The organism is Spiribacter onubensis, from assembly GCF_040838425.1.
GTDB lineage: Bacteria > Pseudomonadota > Gammaproteobacteria > Nitrococcales > Nitrococcaceae > Spiribacter > Spiribacter onubensis.
In genome coordinates this window covers 81318-98921 of sequence record NZ_JBAKFI010000002.1, presented here as the reverse complement: position 1 = coordinate 98921, position 17604 = coordinate 81318, and the positions used below count along the sequence as shown (strand labels likewise).

At 66.3% G+C, this 17604-nt stretch carries 20 protein-coding genes and 1 riboswitch; all 20 genes read right to left on the bottom strand.

Going from position 1 to position 17604, the window contains the following annotated elements; translation table 11 throughout:
* Nucleotides 1-7 precede the first annotated feature (7 nt).
* The 20 genes from metW to ahcY all read right to left on the bottom strand — a co-directional run bounded on the left by metW (nucleotide 8) and on the right by ahcY (nucleotide 17489).
* On the bottom strand, nucleotides 8-610 hold the full coding sequence (gene metW, locus V6X63_RS03880) for a methionine biosynthesis protein MetW (protein ID WP_367967269.1): 603 nt from the start codon (nucleotides 608-610) through the stop codon (nucleotides 8-10).
* On the bottom strand, nucleotides 607-1761 hold the full coding sequence (gene metX, locus V6X63_RS03875; RefSeq protein WP_367967268.1) for a homoserine O-succinyltransferase MetX: 1155 nt from the start codon (nucleotides 1759-1761) through the stop codon (nucleotides 607-609). The genes metW and metX overlap by 4 nt, the downstream gene beginning before the upstream one ends.
* Before the next feature lie 2 nt (nucleotides 1762-1763).
* Entirely contained in the window at nucleotides 1764-2342 is a 579-nt protein-coding gene (locus V6X63_RS03870) for a YggT family protein (protein WP_367967267.1), read from the bottom strand.
* A gap of 2 nt (nucleotides 2343-2344) precedes the next feature.
* A complete protein-coding gene (gene proC / locus V6X63_RS03865; RefSeq protein ID WP_367967265.1) occupies nucleotides 2345-3172 on the bottom strand; it encodes a pyrroline-5-carboxylate reductase in 828 nt (275 codons plus the stop codon).
* Nucleotides 3169-3879, bottom strand: a complete 711-nt coding sequence (locus V6X63_RS03860) for a YggS family pyridoxal phosphate-dependent enzyme (protein WP_367967856.1) — start codon at nucleotides 3877-3879, stop codon at nucleotides 3169-3171. The genes proC and V6X63_RS03860 overlap by 4 nt, the downstream gene beginning before the upstream one ends.
* Nucleotides 3880-4099: 220 nt before the next feature.
* Nucleotides 4100-4801, bottom strand: a complete 702-nt coding sequence (locus tag V6X63_RS03855) for a hypothetical protein (protein WP_367967264.1) — start codon at nucleotides 4799-4801, stop codon at nucleotides 4100-4102.
* Entirely contained in the window at nucleotides 4798-6081 is a 1284-nt protein-coding gene (locus V6X63_RS03850) for a dihydroorotase (protein WP_367967263.1), read from the bottom strand. Before V6X63_RS03850 ends, V6X63_RS03855 begins: the two co-directional genes overlap by 4 nt.
* On the bottom strand, nucleotides 6078-7046 hold the full coding sequence (locus V6X63_RS03845; RefSeq protein ID WP_367967262.1) for an aspartate carbamoyltransferase catalytic subunit: 969 nt from the start codon (nucleotides 7044-7046) through the stop codon (nucleotides 6078-6080). Before V6X63_RS03845 ends, V6X63_RS03850 begins: the two co-directional genes overlap by 4 nt.
* On the bottom strand, nucleotides 7043-7555 hold the full coding sequence (pyrR, locus tag V6X63_RS03840; protein ID WP_367978180.1) for a bifunctional pyr operon transcriptional regulator/uracil phosphoribosyltransferase PyrR: 513 nt from the start codon (nucleotides 7553-7555) through the stop codon (nucleotides 7043-7045). The genes V6X63_RS03845 and pyrR overlap by 4 nt, the downstream gene beginning before the upstream one ends.
* Nucleotides 7552-7965, bottom strand: a complete 414-nt coding sequence (ruvX, locus tag V6X63_RS03835) for a Holliday junction resolvase RuvX (RefSeq protein WP_367967260.1) — start codon at nucleotides 7963-7965, stop codon at nucleotides 7552-7554. The genes pyrR and ruvX overlap by 4 nt, the downstream gene beginning before the upstream one ends.
* Nucleotides 7962-8546 (bottom strand): energy transducer TonB, encoded by a 585-nt coding sequence (locus V6X63_RS03830; RefSeq protein ID WP_367967259.1) that lies wholly within the window; start codon nucleotides 8544-8546, stop codon nucleotides 7962-7964. The genes ruvX and V6X63_RS03830 overlap by 4 nt, the downstream gene beginning before the upstream one ends.
* A 6-nt stretch (nucleotides 8547-8552) precedes the next feature.
* Nucleotides 8553-9509: a glutathione synthase gene (gshB, locus tag V6X63_RS03825; protein ID WP_367978179.1), complete on the bottom strand. Its 957-nt coding sequence runs from the start codon at nucleotides 9507-9509 to the stop codon at nucleotides 8553-8555.
* A gap of 41 nt (nucleotides 9510-9550) precedes the next feature.
* Nucleotides 9551-10834 carry a H(+)/Cl(-) exchange transporter ClcA gene (clcA, locus tag V6X63_RS03820; RefSeq protein WP_367967255.1) on the bottom strand — a complete coding sequence of 428 codons (1284 nt, stop codon included), beginning with the start codon at nucleotides 10832-10834 and terminating at the stop codon, nucleotides 9551-9553.
* Nucleotides 10831-11838, bottom strand: coding sequence for a cytochrome d ubiquinol oxidase subunit II (gene cydB, locus V6X63_RS03815; protein WP_367967254.1), 1008 nt, complete (start codon nucleotides 11836-11838; stop codon nucleotides 10831-10833). The genes clcA and cydB overlap by 4 nt, the downstream gene beginning before the upstream one ends.
* Before the next feature lie 38 nt (nucleotides 11839-11876).
* Nucleotides 11877-13268: a cytochrome ubiquinol oxidase subunit I gene (locus V6X63_RS03810; protein WP_367978178.1), complete on the bottom strand. Its 1392-nt coding sequence runs from the start codon at nucleotides 13266-13268 to the stop codon at nucleotides 11877-11879.
* Nucleotides 13269-13311: 43 nt separating this feature from the next.
* Nucleotides 13312-13884 (bottom strand): disulfide bond formation protein B, encoded by a 573-nt coding sequence (locus V6X63_RS03805; protein ID WP_367967252.1) that lies wholly within the window; start codon nucleotides 13882-13884, stop codon nucleotides 13312-13314.
* 9 nt (nucleotides 13885-13893) lie between these two features.
* Nucleotides 13894-14049 (bottom strand): DUF5993 family protein, encoded by a 156-nt coding sequence (locus V6X63_RS03800; protein WP_367967251.1) that lies wholly within the window; start codon nucleotides 14047-14049, stop codon nucleotides 13894-13896.
* A gap of 104 nt (nucleotides 14050-14153) precedes the next feature.
* Nucleotides 14154-15332 carry an MFS transporter gene (locus tag V6X63_RS03795; RefSeq protein ID WP_367978409.1) on the bottom strand — a complete coding sequence of 393 codons (1179 nt, stop codon included), beginning with the start codon at nucleotides 15330-15332 and terminating at the stop codon, nucleotides 14154-14156.
* Nucleotides 15333-15352: 20 nt separating this feature from the next.
* Entirely contained in the window at nucleotides 15353-16111 is a 759-nt protein-coding gene (locus tag V6X63_RS03790; RefSeq protein WP_367978177.1) for a 16S rRNA (uracil(1498)-N(3))-methyltransferase, read from the bottom strand.
* Nucleotides 16077-17489, bottom strand: a complete 1413-nt coding sequence (ahcY, locus tag V6X63_RS03785; RefSeq protein ID WP_367978176.1) for an adenosylhomocysteinase — start codon at nucleotides 17487-17489, stop codon at nucleotides 16077-16079. Before ahcY ends, V6X63_RS03790 begins: the two co-directional genes overlap by 35 nt.
* A 16-nt stretch (nucleotides 17490-17505) precedes the next feature.
* Nucleotides 17506-17586, bottom strand: a riboswitch (S-adenosyl-L-homocysteine riboswitch).
* Nucleotides 17587-17604: the final 18 nt, after the last annotated feature.

Genomic DNA, 17604 nt, shown 5'->3' with positions numbered 1-17604 from the left:
CTCTCCTTCAGGCTCGACAGATGCGGTAAAGCGCCACTTCTCCGAAGAGATTGGGGATCAGGCTCGCCAGCAGCGGGCGCTTGAAGTCATGAGATAACACGCGGCGCTCCAGGATGTGAATACCCAGCTCCTCGCAAAGCGCCTCGAAATCATGAATGGTGCAGAAATGGATGTTGGGTGTCTCGTACCAGGCGTAGGACAGCGCCTCGCTCATCGGCATGCGACCGCGAACGGCCAGGTGGTAGCGCAGGCGGTAGTAGGCGAAATTCGGAAAGGTCACGATCCCGGTGTGGCCGACCCGGAGCATTTCCCGCAGCAGCTGGTCGGGGCGCTGGACCGCCTGCAGTGTCTGGGTGAGGATGACCTGGTCAAAGGCATCATCCTCGAAGTCGGAAAGCCCCTCGTCCAGGTCGCTTTCAATGACATTGATGCCGTTGGCAATGCTCCGGGTGATGCCCGTGGGGTCGATTTCCAGTCCGTAACCCGTTGCCTGGCGGCTGTCGAACAGGTAACGCAGCAACCGGCCGTCACCGCAGCCGAGATCAAGCACCCGGTCACCGGTGCCGACCCAGTCGGCGACGATCTCGAGGTCGGCGCGCAGCGGGCTCATACGCCCACCTCCGCGGCAACCCGCTGCATGTAGGTGGTGAATACCTCCCGATACCGCGGCACGGGCATGAGGAAGGCATCGTGGCCGTGGTTGGCCCGTATCTCGGCGTAACTCACCCGTTTGTTGGTATCGAGGAGCGCGCGCACGATCTCCCGGCTGGCGGCCGGCGGGAAGCGCCAGTCACTCGTGAACGAGGCGATGAAACAGGGTGCGGTGACGCCGCGCAGCGCCTCGGCCAGATCACCCCCGCAGGCCGATGCCGGATCGAAGTAATCCAGGGCCCGGGTCATGAGCAGATAGGTGTTGGCATCGAAGCGATCCACGAATGACTGCCCCTGATGGCGCAGGTAGCTCTCGACCTCGAATTCCACATCGTAGTTGAAACCGTAGTCGTTGGGCTCGCCACGCCGGTCCCTGCCGAATTTCTCGCCCATGGCGGCCTCCGACAGGTAGGTGATGTGGCCGAGCATTCTCGCCAGCATCAGGCCGGTCCGCGGTCGATCACCGGTCGCGGCATAGCGACCCTCCCGGAAATCCGGATCAGAGCGGATCGCCTGGCGGGCGACTTCGTTGAACGCGATGTTCTGTGCCGAGAGCCGCGGGGCCGCGGCGATCACGATCGCATGGGCCAGGCGTTCGGGCAGGTCGATGGCCCACTGCAGCGCCTGCATCCCGCCCAGGCTGCCGCCGGCCACGGCGGCCCAGCGTGGAATGCCGAGGTGATCCGCCAGACGTGCCTGGCTGCGGACCCAGTCGCGGACGGTGACCAGGGGGAAGTCGGCGCCGTAGGCTTCGCCGGTTTCCGGGTTGCTTGTGGTGGGGCCGGTTGAGCCGTGACAGCCGCCAAGGTTGTTGCTGCAGACGATGAAGAAGCGGTTGGTGTCCAGGGGCTTCCCAGGGCCGATGCAGGCTTCCCACCAGCCGGGTTTTCTCTCGTCCGGCGCGTTGTAGCCGGCGGCATGGTGACTGCCCGAGAGCGCATGGCAGACCAGGACCGCGTTGCTGGCATCGGCGTTGAGTTCGCCGTAGGTCTCGTAGGCGAGGGTATAGCCCGGCAGCATCCGCCCCGAATCGAGGGAGAGGGGTTCGTCGAAATGCACGGTCCGGGGCGTCACCAGCCCCACCGAATCCTCGGGGAATGGTCCGCTCATGATTACATCATCAGTGCCGGCGCGATGCGGTCAAGTGGCGGCATGATCAGCATCTTCAGGATCTGGATGGCGATGATGGCGGCCAGCGGGGAGAGGTCCACTCCACCGATCGGCGGGATGATCGCCCGGAACGGCCGGATCACCGGTTCCGTCAGCCCCAGCAGGAGCGTCGTGGCGGGATTGTAGTCGCGCGGATTGATCCAGGAGAGGATGGCACGGACCACGATGGCGATCAGGTAGACGTTGAGTAGCAGGCTGATGAGCTCAGCCGGCGTGCGCAGCAGCAGATAGTCGATCCGTGGCGTGACCCCGGCGATCATCATCAACAGTGCCAGGGCAATGGCCTGCAGGACGACCATCAACACGATCGCCGGGAAGTCGATGCCCCCCCAGCCCGGGATGATCCGGCGCAGGGGCTGCAACATCGGCTGGGTGACCCGCACGAGGAACTGCGAGAGCGGATTGTAGAAGTCCGCCCGCGACCACTGCAGCAGGAAGCGCAGCATGACCGCCATGATGTAGAGGCTGAACAGGGTGTCGACCAGGAAGGCCAGTGGACTGCTGAGATAACCCGGCCCCATGCTTACTGATCTCCCAGTTCGTCGCCGATCTCATGGGCCCGACGCGCCGCGGCCTGCAGGGCGCGGCGGTAAAGCCCGGCCAGGTCGCCATCCTCGAGTACCTGCGTGGCCGCGGCCGTGGTGCCGCCCGGAGAGGTCACCCGCCGGCGTAGCGAGGCGGGATCCTCGCTGCTCTCCAGTGCCATTCGGGCCGCCCCCAGGGCAGTCTCGAGGGTCAGCAGCCGGGCCGTCTCGCTGCTCAGGCCCATGGACTCGCCGGCCGACTGCATGGCCTGCATGGTCAGGAAGAAATAGGCCGGGCCACTGCCGGAGACCGCGGTGACGGCATCCATCTGTTCCTCATCGGGCAGCCAGACCACCATGCCCACGGCGCGCAGGGTGGTCTCAGCGAGGTCATGCTGCGCGGCGGTGACGGCCTGATTGGCATACAGCGCCGTGGCGCCGGTCTGGACCAGCGCCGGCGTGTTGGGCATGGCCCGGACCACCGGCGCGTCACCGCCCAGCCATGAGGCGATATCGGCAGAGCGCACCCCCGCCGCGACGGAGATCACGAGGCTGCCCTGCTCACGGATCTGTCCCGCGAGGTCGCGGGCGACTTCCGCGATCAATGGCGGCTTGACCGCCAGGATCACTGCATCGGCGCCGCGAATGGCCGTGGCGTTCTCCTCGAAGGCCTGAATCCCGAAGTCCTCGATCAGCGCTTCGCGGCGCCCGGCATCGGGCTCGGCAATGCGCAGGCCGGCATGGGGATGGCCATCGGCAATGAGCCCTCCAATCAGGCTGCGGGCCATGTTGCCGCCACCGACAAAGGCGATGATCTTCTCGCTCACGGCTTTTTCTCCGGTCGGGGTCCGAAAACCGCGGTGCCCAGGCGAACCATCGTCGCGCCCTCGGCCACTGCGGCCTCCAGATCGTTGGACATGCCCATGGACAGCGTATCGAGCGCCAGTCCGTCGGCAACGAGTTGTGCCTGCAGTGTGCGCAACTTCCGAAAGGCATCCCGCTGGGATTCGAAGTCGGTCACCGCCTCCGGCAGTGTCATCAGGCCCCGCAGCTGCAGATTGGGCAGATCGGCGATCTGCATGGCAAGCGCCGGTGCCTGCCCGGGCTCGACGCCCGCCTTGCTCGCCTCGCCGCTGACGTTCACCTGCAGGCAGCATTGCAGCGGTGCGGCCTCTGACGGTCGCTGCTCGGACAGGCGCCGCGCGATCTTCAGCCGATCAATGGTATGCACCCAGTCAAAGCCCTCCGCTACCGCGCGGGTCTTGTTCGATTGCAGGGCGCCGATGAAATGCCACTCGATGGCCTCGCCCGCGAGCGCCGCGCGTTTTTCCGCACCCTCTTGCAGGTAATTCTCGCCGAAGGCGTGCTGCCCCTCGGCGAGCGCCGCCCGGATCGCCTCAACCGGCTGACGCTTGCTCACCGCCAGCAGCTGCACGCTGCCCGCCTCACGGCCATGGGCCAACTCCGCATCGCGGATCCGCTGGCGGACCTCGGCAAGGCGCTGGGCGATCCTGGCTGTCTGCTCGGTGGTCATCGCCGGAATGATACGGCGGGAGATGTGATGGCGTCGAATTCGGTTGCTGTGCAGCGGTTGATCCTTGGCCGTGCCCTGCCGCTCCCGTCTCCTTGTCCCGGGCGCCCCGAGGTCGCCCGAGACAAGGAGACGGGATCGCCAAGCCATGATCCGCCACCCGATCCCGGGTTTGCCGGCTCCGCCCCTTTCCCCGGACGATCTCGAGGCGCCGATCGGTGTGTTATCCACCGCGCTCCTGAACGCCCGGTAGTTCCACCAGCTCGACCGCGCCGACGCTGGCGGCGAGCCCCTGGCGGCATTGATGGAGCTCACCCCAGGAGCCGAAGGCGATCAGTCGCAGTGACTCGCGCTCGAGCGGCGGGGTGTCGCTGAGGTAGCGGCCGAGGAGATCCATGATGCCGCCTTCAAAAACGCCGGGCCGGTCTTCGTCAAGGGCGACGCGGGCGGGCACACCGGCTTGTTCAAGGCTGGAGACGCCGGCGATGGCGCTGTCGGCGAGGGCGGGGATGAAAAACCGAGACGGCACCAGACGGGCGGGGACGCCGTAATGGCCGCCGAGCAGCAATAGCCGGACCCGGGTGGTCGCGCGCTCGGCCAGAGCCATGGCCGGGCCGATGCCGAGATCTTCTCCAAGCACCAGCAAGCGTTCATGCTCCCCAGGGATAACGGGCTCGCCCTGGAGCCCGGAGATCGCAGCGGGTGTGCCGGGGCCGATCCGTGCCGGCAGACAGCCCTGCGGCACGACGCCGGCGATCCAGCCTTCTTTCTCGTCGGCATCGCGGATCGGCAGACAGCAGCGTCGCCCGGCAAGCTCCAGCCAAAGCCACTGACCCGGTGCCGGCGCCGCCTCATCCCAGCCGAGCCGCAGCAGCCACCAGTCGTCCATGACCGGTGTTGCGTCGATCAGACGGCCGGGTTTCATGGGGGGTCGGGCTGATGGACCAGGCGTCCGGCCACGAGGGTGTGAGTGGCCCGGGCGCTGAATTCCCAGCCAAGGAACGGGGAGTTGCGGCCACGGCTTCGCAGGCTTTCCTCGGTACAGAACCAGGGCGCGACCGGATCCACCACGACGAGGTCGGCGGCGGCGCCCTCGTCGATACGGCCGCCTTCCAGCCCCAGCAGTCGCGCCGGCTCCAGGGTCACCGTGGCCAGTGCCCGGTGCAGCGGCAGCACCTCTTCCTCGACGAGGCGCAGTACCAGCGCCAGCAGGGTATCAAGGCCACTGGCACCGGGGGCCGTGCTGGCGAAGGGGCCGTCCTTGGCATCCTGGTCGTGGGGCTGGTGGTCGGAGCAGATGATGCGGATGACCCGATCGGCGACGGCCTGCCGGAGGGCCTCGCGATCGATGATGTCCCGCAGTGGCGGATCAAGATGGAACCGGGTGTCGTACTCCATCGCATCCTGATCGGTCAGGAAGAGCTGATGGATCGCTACATCCGCGGTCAGTCTGCGGTTCTCGCCCAGGGCGGTGGTGAGCAGACGGGCCCCGTCGGCACTGGACAGGCGCCCGAAGTGCACGCGCGCCCGACTGGCACCGGCCACGGCGAGCTGGCGGCCGAGACCGGCGGTTTCGGCGGCGGCGGGAATGCCCGGTAACCCCAGCCGGGTAGCCGTCGGTCCCTCATTGAGGCAGCCCTGCGCCAGGCAGGGATCAACGGGGGTCAGCAGACAGGGGAGTGAGAAGGTGCTGGCATACTCCAGGGCCCTTCTCAGGACCAGCGAGTCGGTTATCGGCCGGCCACCGTCGGACAGGGCCGGGCAGCCGGCCGCGGCCAGGCCGGCCATGCCGGACAGCTGCCCGCCGGCCAGTTCCCGGGTGAGTGCCCCCAGCGGGACCACCCGGGCGGCGCCGGTGATGTCGGCGCGATGACTGACCAGTTCCACGACCGAAGGCGTATCCATGACCGGCGTGGTATCCGGTGGCATGACCAGACTGGTGATGCCTGCGGCGGCGGCGGCGCGGCTTTCGCTGGTGATGTCCGCCTTTCGGGTGGCGCCCGGTTCGCGGAGACGGGCGCTGAGGTCGATCAGTCCGGGGATGACCCACTGGCCGCTGGCGTCGATGCGCCGGTCCGGCGTGAAGTCCTCGATCTGTCCCCCGAGCCGGACGATGCGTCCGTCGGCGATGGCCACATCCCCGATTTCATCAAGACCACTGGCCGGATCGATCAGGCGGCCGTTGGAGATCAGGATGCGGCTCATGACACCTCCCGTGCCGTATCCGGCTGAACACCCAGAACCATGGTCATGACGGCCATGCGCACGGCGATGCCGTTGGTCACCTGATCCAGGATGACCGAGCGCGGACCATCGGCCAGGGCGGAGTCGATCTCCACGCCGCGGTTGATGGGGCCGGGATGCATGACGATCGCCTCGGGATGCGCACTGGCCAGGCGGGATTCGGTCAGCCCGTAATGCCGGAAGTACTCTGACTCGCCGGGCAGCAGGGCACCCTGCATGCGTTCGCGCTGCAGGCGCAGGGCGATGACGACATCCACGTCACGCAGCCCGGCGCTGAGGTCGTTGTGGACCTGCACACCGAGGCTGTCGACATCCGAGGGCAGCAGGGTGTTGGGTGCGATGACGCGCACCTCGCCAGCACCGAGGCCGTTGAAGGCATGGATCTGCGAGCGGGCCACGCGGGAGTGACGGATATCGCCGACGATGGCGATGCGCAGTTGTTCGAACGGGCCCTTGTGCCGGCGGATGGTGAAGGCATCGAGCATGGCCTGGGTTGGATGGGCGTGCCAGCCGTCGCCGGCGTTAAGCACCGCCACACCCGGGTCGACATGGCGGGCGAAGTACTCGGCGGCGCCGCTCTGGTTGTGACGGATGACGAACATGTCGGCCTGCATCGCCTGCAGGTTGCGGAGCATGTCGAGCAGGCTCTCGCCCTTGGTTGTCGTCGTATCCACGGCCACGTTCAGTACGTCGGCCGACAGTCGCTTGGCCGCCAGCTCGAAGGTGGTCCGCGTGCGGGTGCTCGACTCGAAGAACAGGTTGATCACCGTGCGACCGCGCAGCAGGGGGACGGTCTTCACCGATTTGCCGATCACCCCGGAGAAGGATTCGGCGGTATCCAGGATGCGCACCAGCAGCCGGGGATCGAGTCCTTCGGTGGTGAGGAAGTGCCGCAGTCGCCCCTGGTCGTCAAGCTGGACGCTCATGAACGGGCCTCCTCAATGACCAGGTGAAGGGGGTCCGGGCCGCGCAGCTTGATGCGCTGCCGTGCCGGCAGATCGATGTAATGGGCGGCGATGTCCGCCTGGACGGGCAATTCGCGTCCCGGTCGATCCAGGAGGACGGCGAGGCGCACCGCGGCAGGGCGCCCGTAGTCGAAGATCTCGTTCAGCGCCGCCCGAATGGTTCGGCCCGTGTAGAGGATGTCGTCCACCAGCACGATGACCCGATCCTCAATGTCGATGGGCATGCGGTTCGGCCGGACCTCGGCCTGGAGCCCGCCGCGGGCCAGGTCATCGCGGTAGAAGGCAATGTCTATCGCACCGGGCTCGCCTGGCAACGCCAGTCGTTCCTGCAGATGGCCCGCCAGCCACGCGCCGCCCTGGTGGATGCCCACCAGCGCGCAACGCTCGCGGCCTTCGGCCGACAGAAGGGTGGCGACCTGTTCGGTCAGCTTGGCCAGCAACGGTTCGATATCAGGTAGTTGTGTTGTCACGGGGCCTGCTCGCTCATCCACGTCTCCAGAATGATACGCGCCGCCTCGGCATCGATCACGCCCGCCCTGGCGCCGCGCTCCCGCAACGCGGTCTCCGCCGCATGACTTGAGAGATGCTCGTCGATGCGATGGACGCTGATGCCGGTCCGCCGCGCCAGCTCGCCGGCGAAGCGCTCGGCAAGGCGGGTGCTCCCGGAGGCGCTGCCGTCGGCATGTCGCGGGATGCCGACGATCAGGGCCGCAGGCTGCCAGTCGTCAACCAGCGCCTGTAAGGCCGACCAGTCCGGGTGCCCCGCACGGCAGGGCAGCACCTCAAGCGCCCGCGCCAGGCCGGTAATCGACTGCCCGACGGCGACGCCCAGCCGCTTCTCCCCGGCATCGAAGCCCAGGTAAGTGGCGGGGCGGCTCATGGCACTGCTTCCCCGAACGACCAGGTGCGGGTGATGACGAGTTCATCACGCCCCTGCAGCACCTCCGGCGGCACCGCCGGGAACGGAGCGGCCGCCTCGACCAGGCGCCGCGCCGCCTGCTCCAGCGCTGGTCGGGTCCCCTTACCGAGCATCCGCGTGGCGACGATCTCGCCACTGGCATTGAGCGTCACCGCCATGATGACCCGTCCCGTGACGTCCGCCTCGATCAGCGCCCTGGGATAGACCCGGTTGCCCACGGCCTCGGCCCGCAGGATCCAGTCGCGCAGGTACCGGGCAGCCGGCTCATCACGGGTGGTCCCGTCAATATGCCGCTGGTGCCCGCGTGGCTGCTCGTCGATCACCCGCCAGCCATCGGGAGCTGCCCCGATGACCAGCCCGATCGGCTGAGTACGCTGCGGGACCGAGCGCTGCAGTTCGAGAGTGAGCGGCATCTCGGTGGTGATCCGGGGGGGCGATGCGATGTCCGGACCGAAGGGGCCGAACAGCACCAGGATATGCACCACCATCGACAGCAGCACCGCCATGAGCAGGCGGTCGCGGGCGAGGGTGGCGTCGTCCATGCCGGATCAGGGGCGTCCCATCAGGCGGTGTTCGATGACCGTGAAGAGCTCGCCGGCGATGTTCGTCCCCTGCTGCGCATCGATTTCCCGCACACAGGTGGGGCTGGTGACGTTGACCTCCGTGAGATAGCCGCCGATCACGTCCAGGCCGGCGAACAGGATGCCGTGCTCGGCCAGCAGCGGGCGGACCTCTTCAACGATCCAGCGCTCACGATCGGTCAGCGGGCGGGCGACGCCACGGCCACCGGCGGCGAGATTGCCGCGGCTCTCGCCCGCGGCAGGCAGCCGCGCCAGGGCGAAATCCATCGGCTGCCCATCGATCACCAGGATGCGCCGGTCGCCGTCGCTGATCTCCGGCAGATAACGCTGCGCCATGACGTACCGGGTACCGCGCTCGGAGAGCTGTTCAATGATGACGCTGGTATTGGGGTCGCCGGCATGCACGACGAAGATCGCCTCGCCGCCCATGCCATGCAGCGGCTTGAGCACCGCGCGCTCCTGGGCATTGATGAAGGCCTTCAGCGGCCCGGCCTTCATCTCCACCACGGTGGGGGTGCAGCACTGCGGAAAGTGGGCGATGGACAGCTTCTCCTGCACATCGCGCAGGCCCCGTGGCCGGTTGACCACCAGCACGCCGGCGCGCTCGGCCACTTCCAGGATGTGGGTGGCATAGACATAGGCGCTGTCCACCGGCGGGTCCTTGCGCATGAGGATCGCATCGAGGTTCTCAAGCGGCTCCTCATCGCGTTCGCCGAGGCTGAACCAGTCATGGTGGTCGTCGCGGACCTCAAGCAGCGCGCCATCGCCATAGGCCGTCCCGTCCCGCAGCGAGAGATCCGCCAGCGTCAGATAGCGGATTTCCCAGCCCCGTCGCTGGGCCTCCAGCAGCATGGCCAGCGTGGTGTCCTTGTACGGGGTGATGCCCTCGATGGGGTCCATGACGACCCCGAGGCGATAGGCCATGGAAAGCTCCTCGTTGCAGCGCGTCGACGGCCGGTAGTCTATCAGCCCGCGTTCGAGTTCAGCGCGCGGAGTTCGCTGTAGATCGGCCGGCCGCCCATGGCCTGCGCCGTGAATGTGGCGGTGAGGCAGGCCACGATGATGGGTAGCGCCAGGGCGACATCGCCCGTGAGCTCGATGACCAGCACGATCCCGGTGAGCGGCGCGCGGACGGTGGCGGCGAAAAGCGCGCCCATGGCGGCCACTGCGAAGAAGGTCGGCGCCAGGTCGAGCGCCGGGGCGACAATGCCGATCAGGCCGGCAAAGGCGGCACCGATCAGCGTCCCCAACGCGAGCATGGGCGCGAAGATGCCACCGGGCAGTCCGAGACTGTAGCTGGTGACCGTCGTGATCAGCCGTAGTGCCAGTAATCCGAGCAGAATCAGCAGGGCCGTCTGATCCCGGAGCAGTGTCGCCACCAGTCGGTCTCCCTCGCCGACCGCCGAGGGCAGGTAGGACAGCAGCAGTCCGAGCATCAGGCCGACCGCCCCCACCAGCAGGTAATGCCGCCTCGTGGGCAGGGCGCGCACGGAACGCACGCCGGCGAGGAGCAGGCGATTGAACAGCACGCCGATCAGGCCCACCACCACGCCGAGGATCAGGAACAGCGGCAGGGCCCCGACGGGCACGGGGCCGTCGTCGGCGACGGGAATCGGCAACTGCGGGCCCTGGCCCATCAGGGCACCGCTGACGATGACCGCGAGGCAGCTGGCCAGGGTGACGGCCTGGAGCGTCGTGAAACGGTAGTCGAACTCCTCGCGGAGCTCCTCGGTGACGAAGATGATGGCCGCCAGTGGGGCGTTGAAAGCGGCGGCCAGACCGGCCCCGGCCCCGGCGGCGATCAGGGCACGGGCCTCGGCCCGGTCACGTCCCAGCCAGTCGCTGACCATCTGTCCGAAGGCGGCGCCGGCGTGAATGGTCGGGCCTTCTCGGCCCAGGGCGAGGCCGGAGCCGACGGCAAGAAGCCCGCCCGTGAACTTGACCGGCAGGACCCGATGCCAGCGCAGGCGGCGATGTGTTCCGAGTATTGCCTCGACTTCCTGAATGCCGCTGCCGGCGGTCTCGGGGGCAAAGCGCAGAACCAGCCAGAGTGAGCCCATCAGGGTGAGCGCACAGAGCAGCATGAGCGAGAACCACGACGGGACTGGAAGGCTGTCAAGCCATTGTTCGAGGGCCGGTCGCTCGCTGACCGCGAGATCGAGGAGGGCGTGAAACGCCGCACCGATCAGCCCCGCCAGCGCGCCCACCAGAGCGGCGGCCACATAGAATCGCCAGGATCGGGGGTTCATTCATCCAAGGGCCGGGATTTGCCTCTAAAAATCCAGTATACCCCGACGGTATAGAGCACGACGATCGGCAGCACGACCATGCCGGCACCATAGAACAGGAACTCGAGGGACTTCGGCGGCGCCGCGGCCTGGTCGAAGCGTAGATCCCCCGGCAGGACCCAGGGCCAGAAACTGAGCAGGAACGCAGTGAACGCCGCGAAGAAGATCAGCGCCGCCATGGGGTAGGCGAGCCGATCCAGCCGTTGACGCCAGCTCCAGATCAGGCCCACCACCCCGGTCAGGAGCAACACTACCGGGACGGCCAGCAGCACCGGTGCCTCGAACCAGCGATCGGTGATATTCAGCCCAGCCAGCAGGGTCCAGACGAAGCTGACCGCGATGAATCCGATACTGATCGCCAGCAGACGCAACAGCCAGTGGTAGCTCCACTCCCGCAGGTCGCCGCGGGTTTTCATCACCAGCCAGCTCGCGCCCAGCAGGGCATAGCCGGCAACGAGGCCCAGCCCGCAGAACACCGCGAAGGGCGACAGCCAGTCCCACGGGCCGCCGACATACTGTCCGCTGTCGACGTCGATGCCCTTGACCAGCGCGCCGACGGCGGCGCCCTGCACGAATGCCGCGGCGAAGGATCCGCCACTGAAGCCCAGATTCCAGAACCAGCGCCGGCGGGTGCTTCGCCCGCGGAATTCCATGGATACACCGCGCAGGATCAGCGCCCCGAGGAGAAAGGCGACCGGCAGGTAGAAGGCCGACAGGAATATGGCATAGACCGCCGGGAAAGCACCGAAGAGCACCGTGCCGATCACCACCAGCCAGGTCTCGTTACCGTCCCAGACCGGTGCGATGGTCCGCAGCATCCGGTCACGCAGGCCGGCGTCACCACTGATGCCGAACAGCATCCCGACGCCGAGGTCGAAACCATCCAGCAGCACATACATCAGGATCGAAAAGGCCAGCGCCGCCGCCCAGAAATGCACCAGGTCAAATTGCCAGATCGTTTCCAAACCCGGGTTCCTCTCTTATCAGGCAGATCGCATGGACGTCATTGCCCGAGCGGAAGCGCCCGGCGATGGACCTTGACCTCGGTGGATTCGTCGGCCTCGATCTCGTTCCCCGGTCCACGCTTGATGGTCCGATGAATATAGTAGGTGCCCGCCGGGAAGATGATCGAGTACAGGCCGATGTAGATGAGTAGCGAGGTCAGTGCCGTGGCCGTTCCCAGCGACGGTGTCACGGCATCCGCCGTGCGCAGCGCCCCGAACACCACCCATGGCTGGCGCCCCACCTCGGCGGTGAACCAGCCGGCGACCACGGCGATGAATCCGCTGGGGAAGCTCAGCGCCGTCGCCCAGAGAAACCATTTGGGTGGCAGCTTGCCGGCGTCCATGCGCCGCCGTCTCACCAGCACGGATCCGGTCCAGGAGATGAACAGCATCACCAGCCCCATCCCCACCATGGCCCGGAATCCGTAGAACGGGATCAGGAATGGCGGGCGTTCGGCCGCCGGCACCGTACGGATGCCCGGCTCGCGGGAGGTGAAATTGAGGTTGTCGAAGAAGCTGCCGAGCTTGGGTACACCGATCTCGAAGCTGTTCCGCTCCGCTGCCTCATCCGGCCAGGCGAGCAGCAGCAGCCGGGCGGGCTGTTCCGTCTCCCAGCGCCCCTCGATGGCCGTGAACTTGCTGGGCTGGTGTTTTTCCACATATTCGCCATTGAGGTGGCCGATCACCAGCTGGAAGGGGATCAGCAGCGCCGCCAGCCCCAGGCCCATGCGCAGCATCACCCGGCTCTCTTCCGCATAGAGGCGTCGCAGCGCGTACCAGGCCCCCACCGCCGCCACGCAGAAGGCCGTGGTCAGGTAGGCCGCCAGCAGCATATGCGGGAAGCGGACCCAGAGGACCTCGTTGGTGAGGATGGCGCTCCAGCTGGTGGGGACGAACTGCTGGCCCTCCAGCGCATAGCCGACCGGCACCTGCATCCAGCTGTTGTTGGCGAGGATCCAGAACGTCGACAGCGATGTGCCGAACGCCACCATGAGGCAGGAAACGAAATAGAACCACGGCGGCACGCGGTGGCGGCCGAACAGCATGACGCCGAAGAAAGTCGCCTCCAGAAGGAAGGCCGTAAAGGATTCGTAGGCGAGCAGGGGGCCCTGGATGGGGCCGGTGCGGGCGGCCAGTTCACTCCAGTTGGTGCCGAACTGGAATGCCATGACAATGCCGGAGACGACGCCCATGACAAAGGCGACGACGAATATCTTCAGCCAGAAATCGAAAAGCCGCCGGTAGACCGGTCGGCCTGTTGCCATCGATAGGCCTTCGAGCGTAGTCAACCACGCCGCCAGCCCGATCGTGAATGACGGGAATATGACGTGAAACGTGATGGTGAAGGCAAACTGAATCCGGGAGAGAATGACGGGATCAAGTTCCAGCATGGCTCAAGCCTCCAGCATTCTTCCCGGATCCAGTGCGACCGGGCTATGAGTTTTCGAGCATCTCGTAGGCGGTCGGGTTGTCGGCGCAGAGTCCGAGCTCGCACTCGAGCAGGGTGGAGCCGGCATTGGCGATGACCAGCAGGCTGAAAGCGCCGAAGGCGAACAGTGCCAGGCCGGTCGGCCGCACCGTGTTCCTCGCCTTGTCGGTACCGTCCGTCTTGTAGCCGTTGTCAAAAATCATCATGAGCGCCGAGCCGATGATGATGAGACCGAACAGCAGCGCGGCCCAGGTGTAGAAGTGCAGCCCCATGAACGTATCGCCATAGCCTGATCCGTAGGGCGAGCTGGGCGCGATGTGCAGAAAGATCTGCCGCACCGACACCATGAAGCCGGTCACTGCACCCAGGATGACAAGGGCGAAATGCCGCGCGCGCTGTCCCTGGAGGATATTCATTGCCAGACCGAAGCCGGCGAGCGCGAAGCCGGCGCGCTGCAGAAGGCAGAGCGGGCAGGGCAGGTCATCCTTGGCAAGCTGGTCGGCGAACGCGAAGGTCAGCACGATCGTAATGGCCAGCAGACCGAGGGCATTGAGCGTTTTCGCGAGTGAATCCGTCATCTCCGCCCCCTAGAAGTTGAGATTGAGCTTGTCGGTGGCGTGCACGTTCAGCAGCCAGAGTGTCCAGAGCACACCCCCGCCCCAGACAACGTAACCCGCACCGGGTTTTTCGAAATAGACCAGCCCGAGCGCAATCGCGACGAGCAGGAAGGGTAGCACCATCATGAGTCCGTTCTCCCGCAAAAGTTCCAAATCGAACCGACCGATGTTGTACCGATTTAAGGGTTTTAAATCCAGTGAATGATTAAAGAATAAGCTGACGAATTCTTTCATTTCTTCGTCGAAAAATGACGAAGTGCCAGCAGCCCTAATATCGGCCCGGGTAGGAGCCAGATCAAAACCCACGGCCCCTGAATCATCCAGAGATGGCTCGTGAGCCAGATGGCGGGGATGCTCAGGCCGAACCCGATCGCGTTCATGATCGCGAGCGAGGCGCCGACCCGATGCGAGGGTGCGCCGGCCGAGGCCATTGCCGAGAATTGCGGCGAGTCGGCGATCACCGTCAGCCCCCAGATGAACAGCAGGGCGATCAGCATCAGTGGTGGCGTACCGAGCGCGGCGAGCAGCGGATAGCCAAGGCACAGGCCACCGGAGACGCTGAGTGCCCGCGACGCCACCCAGGCACTGCCAAGGCGGCGACTGAGATGCCCGCCGATCACGCAGCCCACCAGCCCGATGCCGATGATCAGCCAGGCCACGAAGGGGATAAGGTTGGCGGTCGCTCCCATCCGGCCGAGCTCGCGGGCCACGAGCAACGGCACCAGCATCCAGACCGCGTAGAGCTCCCACATATGTCCGAAATAACCGCTGGCCGCCGCCCGGAAAGCCGGCATTCCCAGGGCCTCGAGGCCGCCGCGCAGCGCGATGGGACCGGCGGTGGGCGGCAGGTGCGGCCCGTCACCCAGGCGCAAGACCAACGCCCCGCCAACGAGGGCGAGCGCCGATGCCCCCAGCAGTGCCCCTTCCCAAGGCAGCCCCAGCGTAAGCCCGCGCATGAGATGCGGCGTGGCGGTGCCCAGCGTCAGCATGCCGACCAGCCAGGCGAGTGCGGCGCCGGCGTGCGAGGGCGTCCATGCGATGACCATCTTCATGCCCAGCGGATAGATGCCGGCCAGGCAGAGTCCGGTGAGAAAGCGCAGCAGAACAGCCAGTGTCGGACTGGTGGCGGCGAGAATGAATCCCGCGTTCATCAGCGCACCGAGCAGGCTGGCGGTCGCAAAGATCCGACTCGCGGAAAACCGGTCGGCAAGCCCCGTGGTCGCCAGCGCCAGGGTGCCCAGAATGAATCCCGCCTGGACGCTCAGCGTAAGCCGGCCCAGATCTCCTTCATCCAGTCCCAGTTCGCCGGCGAGGGAGAACCAGACACCGTTGATGCTGAACCACAGTGAGGTCCCGAACAGCTGAGCCATGACGATGACGGTGAGTGGCTGACGGGCAAGCCGGGACATCATGGTTCCTTGAGGTCGGTTTAACCCATGTCTCCGATCACGGTCTGAATGACGGCCAGTGCCGCCACCGGGGCGGTGTCGCTGCGCAGGATGCGCGGGCCGAGGCGGATCCGCTGCCAGTCAAGGTCGGCTACGCGCTGGATCTCGGCGGGCGCCAGACCGCCTTCGGGGCCAATGAGGGTGGCGAGCGCTGACGCGGGGTCAAGCTGATGGGCCGCCCGGTCGCCTTCGGTATCAAAGATCACGCCGGGGAGACCCGCCACCGCCGTCAGGGCATCATCCACCCCACAGGGCATTTCCACCGACGGGATGCGGTTGCGGCCGCACTGCTCGCTGGCGGCGACGGCCACGGCCTGCCAGTGACGCTGTTTCTTCGCCCAGCGGTCGGTGTCGAGTCGCACCACGCAGCGCTCACTGATCACCGGGATGATCCGGGCGACGCCCAGCTCGGTGGCCTTCTGCACCGAGTAGTCCATGCGTTCACCCTTGCTGATGCCCTGCAGGATGGTCACCGCCACCGGGGGCTCGGCCTCGCGCGGCGAAAACGCCTCGATGCGAGCCCGCGCGCGGCGCTTTTCAAGGGTGTCGAGGCGAGCCGTGTACTCCCCGCCGGTGCCGTCGAAAAGCACAAGCCCGTCGCTGCGGCGCAGACGACGGGCCTGGATATGTCGGACCACCGCATCGGGCAGGTCCATGACCTCCCCGACCGGTGGGATGCCTGTCACATGCAGGCGAGTGGCGGGTTCAGTAGCGATAGTGCTCGGGCTTGTAGGGGCCATCGACCGAGACACCGATGTACTTCGCCTGCTCCTCGCGCAGCGTGGTCAGATGGGCGCCGATCTTCTCGAGATGCAGCCGGGCCACCTCCTCGTCAAGATGCTTGGGCAGGACGTAGACCTCGTTGCCGTAGCTGCCATCGTTGTTGAACAGCGCCATCTGGGCGAGCACCTGGTTGGTGAAGCTCGCCGACATCACGAAGCTGGGATGACCGGTGGCACAGCCCAGATTCACCAGGCGGCCCTCGGCCAGCAGGGTGATCTTCTTGCCGTCGGGAAAGGTGATGTGATCCACCTGCGGCTTGATGTTCTCCCACTGATACTGACGCAGGCCGGCGACGTCTATTTCGTTGTCGAAATGCCCGATGTTGCAGACGATGGCCTCATTCTTCATGACGGCCATGTGATCGTGGTTGATCACGTTGTAATTGCCGGTGGCGCTGCAGAAGATGTCGGCCTTGTCCGCCGCCTCTTCCATGGTGACCACCCGATAGCCTTCCATGGCGGCCTGCAGGGCGCAGATGGGATCGACCTCGGTGACCCAGACGCTGGCACCCAGGGCCTTGAGGCTCTGTGCACAACCCTTGCCCACGTCGCCATAGCCGACAACCACGGCGATCTTGCCAGCGATCATGACATCGGTGGCGCGCTTCAGACCGTCCACCAGCGACTCGCGACAGCCATAGAGGTTGTCGAACTTCGACTTGGTCACCGAGTCGTTGACGTTGATCGCCGGGAAGGGCAGTTCGCCGCTCTGCTGCATCTCGTAGAGGCGCTTGACGCCGGTGGTGGTCTCCTCGGTCACGCCCTTGATGGCGGCCTGCGTGCGGGCGTAGAAGCCCGGGTTCTCCTTCAGGCGCCGGCGGATCGCCGCGAACAGCGCCCGCTCCTCATCGCTGCCCGGGTTGTCCAGAACCGACGGATCCTGCTCGGCCTTCGCCCCCAGCGTCACCGCCATCGTGGCATCACCGCCATCATCGAGGATCATGTTCGGCTCGCTGTTCGGCCACTCGAGGATGCGATGGGTGAATTCCCAGTACTCCTCCAGCGACTCGCCCTTGTAGGCGAACACCGGGGTGCCCGCTTCGGCGATGGCCGCCGCCGCGTGGTCCTGGGTGGAGTAGATGTTGCAGCTTGCCCACCGGCACTCGGCACCCAGGGCCTCGAGGGTCTCGATGAGCACCGCGGTCTGGATGGTCATGTGCAGCGACCCGGCGATGCGGGCGCCCTTGAGTGGTTTCTCGCCGGCATACTTCTCGCGCAGTGCGATCAGGCCGGGCATTTCGGTCTCGGCGATCTCGATCTCGCGACGGCCCCAGGGGGCGAGGCTGGCATCGGCGATGATCGATCCGGAGAGCCTGGTGTCAACGACAGCGTTCATGGTTCAACTCCATGTGTTCCGTCGAGCGCCGTTGTCCGTTGAGTCCCCGTGCCGAGCCTCCCCCGCCTCCAGGCGAAGTGCAGCGCTCCTCGACACGCGAACGATTACTGCGGCG